Annotated in this window: 7 protein-coding genes, 2 tRNA genes and 2 rRNA genes (1 of these 11 only partly in view); 4 read left to right on the top strand and 7 right to left on the bottom strand. The window is 60.5% G+C overall.

The features are described 5' to 3' along the window. The 4 genes from YUO_RS0116215 to YUO_RS0116200 all read right to left on the bottom strand — a co-directional run. Positions 1–980: ribosomal RNA gene (locus YUO_RS0116215) — 23S ribosomal RNA — on the bottom strand (it extends 1,864 nt beyond the left edge of the window). Between the two features lie 384 nt (positions 981–1,364). Then, a tRNA-Ala gene (locus tag YUO_RS0116210) sits at positions 1,365–1,440 on the bottom strand. 108 nt (positions 1,441–1,548) lie between these two features. Beyond that, a tRNA-Ile gene (locus tag YUO_RS0116205) sits at positions 1,549–1,625 on the bottom strand. A 227-nt stretch (positions 1,626–1,852) separates the two neighbouring features. After that, positions 1,853–3,341 (bottom strand): 16S ribosomal RNA (locus YUO_RS0116200). The 16S and 23S rRNA genes sit together here with 2 tRNA genes alongside, the layout of an rRNA operon. A gap of 840 nt (positions 3,342–4,181) precedes the next feature. Here YUO_RS0116200 and YUO_RS0116195 point away from each other — a divergent pair. Continuing rightward, positions 4,182–6,251 (top strand): M23 family metallopeptidase, encoded by a 2,070-nt coding sequence (locus tag YUO_RS0116195; RefSeq protein WP_028348221.1) that lies wholly within the window; start codon positions 4,182–4,184, stop codon positions 6,249–6,251. Positions 6,252–6,309: 58 nt separating this feature from the next. Here YUO_RS0116195 and YUO_RS0116190 read toward each other — a convergent pair whose 3' ends face one another. Next, positions 6,310–6,720 carry a hypothetical protein gene (locus tag YUO_RS0116190; RefSeq protein ID WP_028348220.1) on the bottom strand — a complete coding sequence of 137 codons (411 nt, stop codon included), beginning with the start codon at positions 6,718–6,720 and terminating at the stop codon, positions 6,310–6,312. 187 nt (positions 6,721–6,907) lie between these two features. Here YUO_RS0116190 and YUO_RS0116185 point away from each other — a divergent pair, with 187 nt between their 5' ends. Together YUO_RS0116185 and YUO_RS0116180 are read left to right on the top strand one after the other, a co-directional pair. Next, positions 6,908–7,267: an SPW repeat protein gene (locus YUO_RS0116185; RefSeq protein ID WP_028348219.1), complete on the top strand. Its 360-nt coding sequence runs from the start codon at positions 6,908–6,910 to the stop codon at positions 7,265–7,267. Between the two features lie 77 nt (positions 7,268–7,344). Then, positions 7,345–7,608: a hypothetical protein gene (locus YUO_RS0116180; protein WP_028348218.1), complete on the top strand. Its 264-nt coding sequence runs from the start codon at positions 7,345–7,347 to the stop codon at positions 7,606–7,608. Positions 7,609–7,678: 70 nt separating this feature from the next. Here YUO_RS0116180 and clpB read toward each other — a convergent pair whose 3' ends face one another. Then, on the bottom strand, positions 7,679–10,318 hold the full coding sequence (gene clpB, locus YUO_RS0116175; protein WP_028348217.1) for an ATP-dependent chaperone ClpB: 2,640 nt from the start codon (positions 10,316–10,318) through the stop codon (positions 7,679–7,681). A 324-nt stretch (positions 10,319–10,642) separates the two neighbouring features. Between clpB and YUO_RS0116170 the strand changes: the two genes are divergently transcribed. Next, positions 10,643–11,428 carry an MOSC domain-containing protein gene (locus YUO_RS0116170; RefSeq protein WP_028348216.1) on the top strand — a complete coding sequence of 262 codons (786 nt, stop codon included), beginning with the start codon at positions 10,643–10,645 and terminating at the stop codon, positions 11,426–11,428. 382 nt (positions 11,429–11,810) lie between these two features. On the opposite strand, the gene fsrB is transcribed toward YUO_RS0116170, so the two are convergent. Then, positions 11,811–13,103, bottom strand: coding sequence for a siderophore utilization protein FsrB (gene fsrB / locus YUO_RS0116165; RefSeq protein WP_028348215.1), 1,293 nt, complete (start codon positions 13,101–13,103; stop codon positions 11,811–11,813). Between the last annotated feature and the right edge of the window lie 67 nt (positions 13,104–13,170).

Below are 13,170 nucleotides of genomic sequence, written 5' to 3'. Positions count from 1 at the left end.
TTGGTAAGACGGTAAGTCCCCCTAGCCCATCCAGTGCTCTACCCCCCGAAGCATTCATGCGAGGCGATACCTAAATATCTTTCGCGGAGAACCAGCTATTTCCCAGTTTGATTGGCCTTTCACCCCTAACCACAAGTCATCGGAGTCTTTTTCAACAGACACCCGTTCGGTCCTCCAGTGAGTGTTACCTCACCTTCAACCTGCTCATGGCTAGATCACTAGGTTTCGGGTCTAATACAACGAACTTGGCGCCCTATTCAGACTCGCTTTCGCTGCGCATACGCCTATCGGCTTAAGCTTGCTCGTTAAATTAAGTCGCTGGCCCATAATACAAAAGGTACGACGTCACCCAGAACGTATCTTGGGCTCCGTCTGTTTGTAGGTGTCCGGTTTCAGGTCTATTTCACTCCCCTCGTCGGGGTGCTTTTCACCTTTCCCTCACGGTACTGGTTCACTATCGGTCGCTGAGGAGTACTTAGGCTTGGAGGGTGGTCCCCCCGTGTTCAGACAGGATTACACGTGTCCCGCCTTACTCAAGGATACATCATCGCATTACCCGTACGGGGCTATCACCCTCTGAGGCCCTGCTTTCCTGACAGGTTCCGGTTGTCTTTGATGTATCACTGGCCTGGTCCGCGTTCGCTCGCCACTACTAACGGAGTCTCGATTGATGTCCTTTCCTCCAGGTACTTAGATGTTTCAGTTCCCTGGGTTCGCTTAAAACCTCCTATGAATTCAGAGATTTCATACCTTCACTTGATAACTGGAAATCCAAAACCTCACGGCTTGGTCTCACACATTGCTGTACGAACCCCAAGATAGAGATCTTGGAGTTCCAGCTATCGAAGGTGGGTTTCCCCATTCGGAAATCCGTGGATCAAAGCTTCTTCGCAGCTCCCCACGGCTTATCGCAGCGTAGCACGTCCTTCATCGCCTCTCAGCGCCAAGGCATCCACCGAACACCCTTAAGGCACTTGATTGCTCTCATTATCAATGTCCACACACTCGGCAGAATGTTGTCTGCGCAACAGCCATTGAAGGCACGCATCCTCGATGAATGCGATTGCAACAGCCGGACACTGATTAGAAAGACCAGCTTGCTTCGTAAGATCGAACCGATAGCGAGGCGGTCAAGCTTCGCTACAAAGATCATTTACAACTCACTCATCTTGCGATGAGCGAGCGCCGAAATGATCTGGAGATTAGGAATGAGAGCCTGCAAATTGCTTTGCAGATCCCAAACTCGGATCGATCTCCTCTTTACGATGTCAGATATCACGCATGACGCTATCCATCCGGACTGCGCATGCGAAGTGATGTTTCGCGGACGATTATTCGAGGCATTCCCGATCTTCGATTTCATCTGGTGGAGCCAGACGGGATCGAACCGACGACCTCATGCTTGCAAAGCACGCGCTCTCCCAGCTGAGCTATGGCCCCGTACCAGAAGACGAATGTCTTTTTCGCGCTCGCCTTCGCTGGCGCTACGGCGCAGCAGCCTTCGTTCAAGAAAGGCCTGCCGAGCCGAAGCTGCGTAGCAGCGAAGGCTGGTGGGCCTGGGAAGACTTGAACTTCCGACCTCACGCTTATCAAGCGCGCGCTCTAACCAACTGAGCTACAAGCCCCTAACACGAAGGACTCAAGCTCGCGCGCAATCGCCTCACGCCGATGCATCGCACAAGCGCCAAACCTTCGCACAGCGCTAAGCCCTGGCGCGTGTTCGTCCGCGAAGAAAGAGAAACGAAGACGGCGAAATCCCGCCAATGCAGCTCAACAATCCTGACGATTGTTGGCCACTGATGTTTCTAAAACGATCCGATAGATAGCAAGCTATCTGAAGGATCATCCTTAGAAAGGAGGTGATCCAGCCGCAGGTTCCCCTACGGCTACCTTGTTACGACTTCACCCCAGTCGCTGACCCTACCGTGGCCGGCTGCCCCCTTTCGGTTAGCGCACCGTCTTCAGGTAAAACCAACTCCCATGGTGTGACGGGCGGTGTGTACAAGGCCCGGGAACGTATTCACCGTGGCGTGCTGATCCACGATTACTAGCGATTCCAACTTCATGGGCTCGAGTTGCAGAGCCCAATCCGAACTGAGACGGCTTTTTGAGATTTGCGAAGGGTCACCCCTTAGCATCCCATTGTCACCGCCATTGTAGCACGTGTGTAGCCCAGCCCGTAAGGGCCATGAGGACTTGACGTCATCCCCACCTTCCTCGCGGCTTATCACCGGCAGTCTCCTTAGAGTGCTCAACTAAATGGTAGCAACTAAGGACGGGGGTTGCGCTCGTTGCGGGACTTAACCCAACATCTCACGACACGAGCTGACGACAGCCATGCAGCACCTGTCTCCGGTCCAGCCGAACTGAAGGACTCCGTCTCTGGAGTCCGCGACCGGGATGTCAAGGGCTGGTAAGGTTCTGCGCGTTGCGTCGAATTAAACCACATGCTCCACCGCTTGTGCGGGCCCCCGTCAATTCCTTTGAGTTTTAATCTTGCGACCGTACTCCCCAGGCGGAATGCTTAAAGCGTTAGCTGCGCCACTAGTGAGTAAACCCACTAACGGCTGGCATTCATCGTTTACGGCGTGGACTACCAGGGTATCTAATCCTGTTTGCTCCCCACGCTTTCGTGCCTCAGCGTCAGTATCGGGCCAGTGAGCCGCCTTCGCCACTGGTGTTCTTGCGAATATCTACGAATTTCACCTCTACACTCGCAGTTCCACTCACCTCTCCCGAACTCAAGATCTTCAGTATCAAAGGCAGTTCTGGAGTTGAGCTCCAGGATTTCACCCCTGACTTAAAGACCCGCCTACGCACCCTTTACGCCCAGTGATTCCGAGCAACGCTAGCCCCCTTCGTATTACCGCGGCTGCTGGCACGAAGTTAGCCGGGGCTTATTCTTGCGGTACCGTCATTATCTTCCCGCACAAAAGAGCTTTACAACCCTAGGGCCTTCATCACTCACGCGGCATGGCTGGATCAGGCTTGCGCCCATTGTCCAATATTCCCCACTGCTGCCTCCCGTAGGAGTTTGGGCCGTGTCTCAGTCCCAATGTGGCTGATCATCCTCTCAGACCAGCTACTGATCGTCGCCTTGGTGAGCCATTACCTCACCAACTAGCTAATCAGACGCGGGCCGATCTTTCGGCGATAAATCTTTCCCCGTAAGGGCTTATCCGGTATTAGCCCAAGTTTCCCTGGGTTGTTCCGAACCAAAAGGTACGTTCCCACGCGTTACTCACCCGTCTGCCGCTGACGTATTGCTACGCCCGCTCGACTTGCATGTGTTAAGCCTGCCGCCAGCGTTCGCTCTGAGCCAGGATCAAACTCTCAAGTTGGACTTGAAACCTTGAACCGGCTGATCACAACGTTTGACGAGGTCCCACCATATTTATCGCCCGCGATTCACATCGCTGACGACGATGGTGTAACCTTTAAAACGTGTACCGCCGAAGTCTTTCGTCCAGCCTCAATGCTTCAATACTTGCGTATTCAAGCGATCGAGACTCGCAAGGACTCCGCCGTCCACGTTTCTCTTTCTTCATCTTCACTTGTCAAACAGCCCGGGACCGCTGGGGTCCCACCCTTCCATCTCAGGAAGGTTCCGTTGCCACCCATCCGACGACAAATAACAACCGATTGGTATCGGCTGTTGAGTCACTCATCGTAATGAGGAGCTTACGGGGCGCGAAGAGATGCCTTGGCCTCGTGGCCAATGCATCGCCGCGCTCAGTGGCCGGGTTATAGGCCCGCCCGATCGGGGTTGTCAACGCCCTTCGTCAACAAATTGTCGCATCACTCGCAAGAATTTTGGGACGCCAAGAAGTCCCTATGTTTCGGGCCTTTGGCCGCACTTGAGCCACAATCCTGCGACGTTCTGACTATAAGGTAAGCATTGAATCACCGGATGCCAGTGGGGGCTGCCCGGTGTGTTCATCTACCCGGGACAGGCGATCTCGAGGAACCCGTCGCCTTTCCCTACGCGGCCAGGAAACTTCGAGAGATCTGCTGACCATTGACGTTCGAGACTGCGGCCGGTCTTCTTCTGGCCTCTGATTCCCGAATTTCCATGCGTGCGGCAACGCCATGCTCCGGAATCGCTCCCTCAAAAGGGGAAACGTGGGGTCTGGATCGGGCGAGGTCTTGTCGATGTCGATGGAATTTGGGGGGAGACAGGGTTGAGCCAGAAGGCGCCACGCGGAAGCGGCTATGGACGCGAGATCGGGATCATTGATCTCGGTCACGAGCCGCCGCTTTCCGTCGATGGCTCCGAAGCCGCGGTGATCGATCGCCGCCGTGTCTCTGTACAATGGTTCAGCGGCACTATCCTTACCGGTCTGTGCGGCGCGGCCCTCATCGGCGGCGCCGTTTTTGCGTCCCTCGACGGCGAAATGACCTTTGCCAAGTTGCCGGAGCGGGTCGAAGGCACGTTGCGCGGGGCATTCGGAGCCAATGACCGCTCCGCCACCCTGCATAAGAGCGACCGCCTGCCGCCGCCCGGCGAATCCACCGCCTCGCGCAATGTGATGCGGGTATCGACGGTTACCCGCGTCGGGAACCGCGACGTGATGCGGGTGCGGCCATTCGTTCGCATCTCCGGCAATCTATCGATGACGACGAACGATCTCGCCGCCAAGATCCCGCCGTTCAACGCCCAGCGCATGCTGACCGATGTCGGCAGCCCTACACAGCCGGCTTCCGAGGATCCGAACAATCCCGAGGCGGTCGAACCTGACGCCGAGGTTTCCTTCGTGACCAAGGATCTCGCAACGGTGCTGCCGAAGGCGAAAGTCTCCGCCGTGGTCGCGCTGGACGAAGTCCTGATGCGGGTGCGGGATGCCGCGAACTGGCGCGGCTCGGGCGGCGTCCGCTACACGGCGCTTGCCAATGCCGCCGCCGACGCCAGCGGCGTCCAGTCCGATCTCAAGCTCGCCTATGCCACCGAAGGCAACGTCTCCGATCCCTATGCCGGCTTTGAAACCCGCATCGTGCCGGAAAATGTCACCCTGCTGCCGAAGACCAAGGACCAGATCACCGGCGGCCACCCCACCGGCGAACGCGTTCACATCGTGAGGAAGGGCGACAGCGTCGCTTCAATCCTGCGCGACCAGGGCGCGACGCCGGATGAAGCCAGGGCGATCGCGTTGACCCTTGGCGCCCGCGGCCGCGACGGCGGCCTGAAGGAAGGCCAGAAGCTGCGCATCCTGATGGCGCCCTCGGGCCTCGGCCCCGCCGCCCGGCTGCAGCCCTATCGCGTGATCGTCGCCAACGACACCACCGTCGAAGCCGTGGCCGCGCTGTCGGACGTCGGCAAATATGTCGCGGTCGACGTGCAGAGCATGAATACCGTCGCTGAAGCCCCCGCCGGCAAAGATGACGACGATGACGACGAGGACGATGGCAGCGGCGTCCGGCTCTACCAGAGCATCTACGAGACCGCCATGCGCAACAAGGTGCCGGCCGCCGTGATCGAGGACATGGTCCGCATCTATTCCTACGATGTCGATTTCCAGCGCAAGGTGCAGCCGGGCGACTCCTTCGATGTGTTCTTCGCCGGCGACGACGAAGCCACCCCCAGCACCGAAAAGACCGAGGTGATGTTCGCTTCCCTCACCGTCGGTGGCGAGACCAAAAAATACTATCGCTTCCAGACCCCGGACGATTCCGTCGTCGATTTTTACGACGAGACCGGCAAGAGCGCGAAGAAGTTCCTGGTCCGCAAACCCGTCAACAACGCCATCATGCGGTCGGGCTTCGGCGGCCGCCGCCACCCGATTTTGGGCTTTACCAAGATGCACACCGGCGTGGACTGGGCGACCCCCTACGGCACGCCGATCTTCGCCTCCGGCAACGGCGTGGTCGAGAAGGTCGGCTGGGAAGGCGGCTACGGCAAATATGTTCGCCTGAAACACAACAACGGCTACGAGACCGCCTACGGCCACATGTCGGCGTTCGCCAAGGGCATGGAGCCCGGCAAGCGCGTGCGCCAGGGCCAGGTGATCGGCTTCGTCGGATCGACCGGCATGTCGACCGGCGCCCATGTCCACTACGAAATTCTCGTCAACGGCCGCTTCGTCGACCCGATGCGTGTCAAGCTGCCGCGCGGCCGCTCGCTCGAAGGCTCAATACTGGCGAGCTTCGAAAAGGAACGCGACCGTCTCGACGCCCAGATGAGCAACCGCGGCAACTCGGCGCGGGTTTCCGAAGCCACCGGCACCACGCCGCAGACCCGCCAGGTCAGCCGCTGACACTGCTCGTCCAGATTGGACGCTACCAGGGAAAGCGCCGCCCCGAGCGGCAACTTGCCTACGGCGCCGTGTGAGCGCTGATCAGGAAGACGATTCCGATCGCCGTAAGTCCGAAGGCAACGGCCGCCAGCGGCAGCAGCATGTCGATTGCCGCGTGCGTACCATGGATCTTGCTGTCCCAGACCGCGAAGTCGCCAACTCTCCAATCATGAAACGAGGTCTCGTCGGAGTGCGGTTGATGTGGCTTCGCGTGTCGCTTCCAGACCAGCGACAGCGACCACGGAAGCAGGACGGCAACCAGCAGCAATACGCTGACCATGGCCAGCAGAAGTCCGATGTCGCTCTGGCGGTCGAACAATATCCAGGCCGCTGCGGCGAACCACGCCACAAGCCCGACGGCGGCCCCATAGATACTGGGGTGGATCTGATCGAAGACGGGTCTGTTGCGTAGAACTATTTCTTTCGTCATCGGAGGGAACCCTGTCTCTGGTTACTCTGGGCCGATGTTCCCGGCAGTAGCCGACGCCGATCACCTAGAAGGGCAATCGCAGCGCCGCCCCGCGGTTTCATTAATTTGCGTTCAGCCGCGGCCCCGATGGAACCGGAACGGCCGGTATCCAGTTGACTAACTGGCAAAATCTTCAATGGAGGATGCCATGGAGAATTGGAGCAACGCAAAATTGTGCGACGTCGCGAACCTGGTCCTCGGCGCGATACTGTTCTTTTCGCCGTGGATGTTCGGCTTTGACGCCGGAACGGTTTCCAACAACGCCTATGTCACAGGCCTCGTAATCGCGATCCTTGCGATAGCGGCGCTGGCAGCGTTCGCGGTGTGGGAGGAATGGCTGAACCTGATCGTCGGACTGTGGGCGCTGGTATCGCCTTGGGTACTGGGCTTCCAGGGGACCACGGCGATGACGGTGCACGTGTTGATCGGCGCTGCGGTTGCGGTGCTGGCGGCGATCGAAATCTGGCTCATGACGCAATACCCGCCGCGGCTTACTACGGGCCGCTGAGGCGCCTTGCCCTCGTACCGTCCGCCGCGAGCATGCGGCGGGCGGTTGTTGGTGCGACGTGAAGGGGATGAGCAGCAATGAACCGCATTACCCGGGACGACATCATCAAGGCAGTCAGCGGGGCTGACGAAGTCACGATTGCCCAGATTATCGGAACCGGCGCCACAGTGGACGAGCTGGCGGAGGCTCAAGCCTGGATGGCCAACGACGAGCCGATGCTGAATGCAGGCCGGCCGCTGGCGACCGGCCGGGTCCGCGAACTCGTGGATATACTGACGGAACTCGAGCCCGAGGACGATGATCCCGGTCAGCCGGGGCCTGCCGTCAGTTCAATGGAATGACACAGTCACAGGCTCCTTAGCCAAAGCCCCGAACATTGCGTGTTCGGGGCTTTTGCGTTGGTAGGGCGCCTCAATTCAGCTTGCGCTTCGGCACCGGCGCTTCGAACTGGGCGATCTCCGCGGTCTGCGCAGCCGTGCCGTTGAACGTCAGCACGTTGCCTTCGCTCGAGATCACGACGCCGTCGCCGTCGGCAATCTCGCCGGCGAGGATCATCTCGGCCAGGGGATCCTGCAGGTTGCGCTGGATCACCCGCTTCAGCGGGCGGGCACCGTAGGCCGGATCCCAGCCCTTGGCGGCCAGCCAGTCGCGTGCGGCGGCATCCAGCGTCAGCGTGATCTTGCGATCCTCCAGCAGCCTCTGCAGGCGAGCGAACTGGATCTCGACGATCCGGCCCATCTCGCTCTTCTGCAAGCGGTGGAACAGGATGATCTCGTCGACGCGGTTGAGGAATTCGGGCCGGAAATGCGCCCGCACCATCCCCATCACCTGTTCGCGCACCGCCATTGTGTCCTCGCCTTCCGGCTGGTTCACCAAAAACTCCGAACCGAGGTTCGAGGTCATGATGATCAGCGTATTACGGAAGTCGACGGTGCGGCCCTGGCCGTCGGTCAGCCGGCCGTCGTCAAGCACCTGCAGCAGCACGTTGAAGACGTCGGGATGCGCCTTTTCGATCTCGTCGAACAGCACCACCTGATAGGGCCGCCGCCGCACCGCTTCGGTGAGCGCCCCGCCCTCGTCATAGCCGACATAGCCGGGAGGCGCGCCGATCAGCCGCGACACCGAGTGCTTTTCCATGAACTCGGACATGTCGAGGCGGACCATCGCGGTCTCGTCGTTGAACAGGTACTCCGCCAGCGCCTTCGTCAGTTCGGTCTTGCCGACGCCGGTCGGGCCTAAGAACATGAACGAACCCATCGGGCGGTTCGGGTCCTGCAGGCCGGCGCGCGAACGGCGCACGGCGGTTGCCACCGCTCGCACGGCTTCGGCCTGGCCGACCACGCGCTTGCCGAGGCTATCCTCCATCTTCAGGAGCTTGTCCCTTTCGCCTTCCAGCATCTTGTCGACGGGAACGCCGGTCCAGCGCGACACCACCTGCGCGATGTGGTTGGCGGTTACTGCCTCCTCCATCATCTCGCCCACGTCTTCCTTGGCTTCGAGTTCGGCGAGCTTCTTTTCGAGTTCGGGAATTCGGCCATAGGCGAGCTCACCCGCACGCTGGAATTCGCCGCGGCGCTGGGCATTGGCGAGTTCGATGCGCAAGGTGTCGAGTTCGCTCTTCAGCTTCTGCGCGTTCGACAGCTTGTTCTTCTCCGCGCTCCAGCGCGAAGTCAGGTCGGCCGATTGCTTCTCGAGTTCGGCAAGTTCCTTTTCCAGCGTCTGCAGGCGGGTTTTCGAGCCGAGATCAGTTTCCTTCTTCAGGGCCTCCTGCTCGATCTTCAGCCTGATGATTTCCCGATCCATCAAATCGAGTTCTTCCGGCTTGGAATCAACCTGCATTTTCAGCCGCGCCGAGGCCTCATCGACGAGGTCGATGGCCTTGTCGGGCAGGAAACGATCGGTGATGTAGCGGTTCGACAGCGTGGTCGCGGCGACAAGCGCGGAATCGCTGATGCGAACGCCGTGGTGCTGCTCGTACTTGTCCTTCAGGCCGCGCAGGATCGAGATGGTGTCCTCGACCGTCGGCTCGGAGACGAAGATCGGCTGGAAGCGCCGCGCCAGCGCGGCGTCCTTCTCGACATGCTTGCGGTATTCGTCGAGCGTGGTCGCGCCGATGCAGTGCAGCTCGCCGCGCGCCAACGCCGGCTTCAAGAGGTTGGACGCGTCCATCGCGCCATCCGCCTTGCCGGCGCCGACCAGCGTATGCATCTCGTCGATGAACAGGATGATCGAGCCTTCGGCGGAGGTAACTTCCTGCAGCACCGCCTTCAGCCGCTCCTCGAACTCGCCGCGGTACTTGGCGCCTGCAATCAGCGCGCCCATGTCGAGCGAGAGCAGTTTCTTGTCTTTCAGGCTCTCGGGCACGTCGCCATTGAGGATACGCAGCGCCAGGCCCTCGACAATCGCGGTCTTGCCGACGCCGGGCTCGCCGATCAGCACCGGATTGTTCTTGGTGCGGCGGGAAAGCACCTGGATGGTGCGGCGGATTTCCTCGTCCCGGCCAATGACTGGGTCGAGCTTGCCGTCACGCGCGGCTTGCGTGAGGTCGCGAGCATATTTCTTCAGCGCGTCATAGGCGTTTTCGGCCGATGCGCTATCGGCTGTACGGCCCTTGCGCATCGATTCGATTGCGGCATTGAGGTTTTGCGGCGTGACGCCGCCCTTGCTCAGAATGGTACCGGCCTCGCCGCTCTTCTCGAGCGTCAGCCCCAGCAGCAGCCGCTCGACCGTGACAAAGCTGTCGCCGGCCTTCTCGGCGGCTTTTTCCGCCGCGTCGAAGGCGCGCGCCATATCTGGGGCAAGATAGATCTGCCCGGCGCCGCTTCCCGAGACTTTCGGCAGCTTCTTCAGGGCGTCCTCGGTGGCCTTGAGGATGGCGCGGGAATTACCGCCAGCGCGGTCGATCAGCCCGCCGGCAAGCCCCTCGCTATCGTCCAGCAGCACCTTGAGCACATGCAGCGTCGAGAACTGCTGGTGCCCGTCGCGCATGGCGAGCGACTGCGCAGACTGGATGAAGCCGCGCGCCCGCTCGGTGTATTTTTCAATATTCATCTTTTGCTTCCCTCGGCATGCCGCTCCCACCCGGGGCGCGATCAGCAAAAGTGGAAACTGGTTTTGCGTCCGATCGCGCCCCATTTATGTTTGGCGCGTGACCTTGACGCGAAACCGCACACACTTTCGCGGGTCACGCGTGGCATGATTGCGGCATCTTCATTGGGTATTCGCGGACCGCGTTGACATTCCTCAACCGGCCGCGATCGTCGCCCGCTTTTCAGGCTTGCCTCGAATGTGGGCATCGCGGGGAAAAACGGAAGAGGCCCACTCACAAATTCGGGAACAGTTGGCGAAAGCCAAAGGAATCTCTTAATAAGCCGCATGGACGCTACCTCCCCCGCCCGGATCGCCGGGATTTACCGTTACCCCGTCAAAGGTCTGACCCCGGAGCAGCTCGACCACGCCGAGCTCAAGCGTGGGCAAACCCTTTTGGCTGACCGCCGCTACGCCATCGAGAACGGCCCCTCCGGTTTCGATCCGGCGCAGCCGAAATGGCTGCCGAAGCCGCACTTCCTGATGCTGATGCGGGATGAGTGGCTGGCCGGCCTGCACTCCCATTTCGACGATGCGAGCAACGTCCTCTCGATCCGCCGGAACGGCGAGATTGCAGCCCAGGGCGACCTCACGACTGCCGAGGGCCGGCGGACAATCGAGAACTTCTTTGCCACCGCCTTTGCCGGCCAGATCAAGGGCCCGCCGAAGGTGCTGGAAAGCCCCGGCCACAGCTTTTCGGACGTCGCCCGCAAGGTCCTTTCGATCATCAACCTCGCCAGCGTCCGCGCCATCGAGGACATCGTCGGCGCCCCCGTTCATCCGCTTCGCTTCCGCGCCAATCTCTATGTCGAGGGCTGGCCGGCCTGGCACGAATTCGACCTGCTCGACCGGACGCTTGCGATCGGCGATGTCAGGCTGAAGGTGGTGAAACGCATCGTCCGCTGCGCCGCCGTCAATGTCGATCCCGATACCGCCCAGCGCGACCTGGCGATCCCCCCGGCGCTGCAGCGCCGGCTCGGCCACGGCGATTGCGGGATCTATGCCGAGGTAATCACCGGCGGCAGCATCAGCACTGGCGATGCGATCGCGGCGGAGCAGGCGGAGTTGTTGTGATTCCGTTCCCGGTAGGATGGGTGGAGCGACTTGTCCGCCGTAGCTCAACGAGCGGAAGCGATACCCATCGATACCGGTCGCGATCCGATGGGTATCGCTGCGCTCCACCCATCCTACGATTCTCAAGCAGCACAATGACTGTCATACCCGCGAATGCGGGTATCCAGTACGCCGCGGCTTATCGGTTCTATCATTGACGTCTCTGGAATACTGGGTCACCCGCCTTCGCGGGTGACGACAATTGAGTATGAGTTCGCATTCTTGCGACGCATTTCGCCCGAGGTTTGCTCTTCACTTCCCGCCCTCTCGTTGAGAGGGCGCCAGGGGAGGGTAAGCAAGACATACAACACCCGATGCACGTCGATGACGACGCTCGATAGAGCTACTCCGCCGGCGCAAGCTGGCCCCTGCTCGAGCGTGCTGCAGCGGTTTCGCGCACCCGGACACGGGCGCGGCGCTTGCGCCACCAGATCACGACGCCGGTCACCGACAGCGCCGCAACCACCAGCCCCATCACCGAGATCAGGATGCGGCCGGGCAGCCCGAGGATACGGCCGGAATGCAGCGGGAATTGCGCCTGCACGAAGATATCGGCGGCGGTGCCGACCCACGGCAGTCGCTCGCCGATCGGGCGTCCGTCCTCGCTGTCATAGTAAAGCTGCGCCGGGCCGACGCCGCCGGCGCCATGATCGTCGCCGGGATGGAAGAAGGCCGCGGCATACACGCCGTGGGCCGGGCCGTAATTGATCGAACCGACTGGCGTGGTCCAACCCCGGCTCTTGCCGTCGGCCGCGGCGCGCGCGGCGATATCGGCATACGTGACCTTGGGTTCGATCGGATCGTCGAGATGCCGATACGGACGCTGCTCATACGGCGTCGGGGTATAGTTCGATACCGTCTTCATCAGCGGCGAGAACACCTCGAAATACAGGTTGAGCGAGAATGCGGTGAAGGCGATGACGAACAGCAGCGCCCAGGTCCACAGGCTGAAAGCGCGGTGGATATCGAAATTGATTCGATAGGCACTGCCCGAGGTCTTGATCTTCCAGGCCGGCGCCCAGCGTGCCCAGAAGCCTCGGCCGAGTTCGCGCGCAACGGCAGGCGCCCGTTCTGCCCTGGCGCGACGACGAGACGGCAGGGTGAGATAGAAACCGACGAAGCAATCGATGGTCCAGATGATTGCGATGACGCCAAGCACGCGCATCCCCCAGCGATCGCTGCCCCAGAATTCCGGGATGTGCATGGTGTAGTGCAGCTTGTAGAGGAACGAGACGAAGTTGGCACGCGTCACCGGCCACACCGCGCCCCAGTAGCGCCGCCCGAGCTCGGCGCCGGTGTTGGGATCGAGGAATATCTGATTGTAGTCGAGATTAAATCGCTTGCCGGTGGCGGGATCGATCCGCGGCAGCACGAAGAACCACAGCGAATGGTCTTTCTCGGGCGTCATGAACATGTGGACCACGCGCGCACGCGGATCGCGTTGCTCGATCAGCTTGACAAGTTCGACGGAAGGAATCGCGGGACCGCTGCTGGTCACATCGAACAGATGCGCGTTCAAGAGGTCGTCGATCTCATGATCCCACGAGATGATCGCGCCCGTGATGCCGGAAAAAAACAGAAAGCCGGCGGTGAGAAGGCCGGCCCAGCGATGCAGTCGCCCGAAGATTGATTTCATGGCTTCGCCCGTGCTGTTGGGTACCTCAATGAGCAAACATCATCACCGCCGGTCGACCGACCGGCAG

This window comes from Bradyrhizobium murdochi (genome assembly GCF_000472965.1).
Classification (GTDB): Bacteria; Pseudomonadota; Alphaproteobacteria; order Rhizobiales; family Xanthobacteraceae; genus Bradyrhizobium; species Bradyrhizobium murdochi.
The sequence above is the reverse complement of the archived record's forward strand: the minus strand, read 5'-3'. Positions and strand labels throughout refer to the sequence as shown.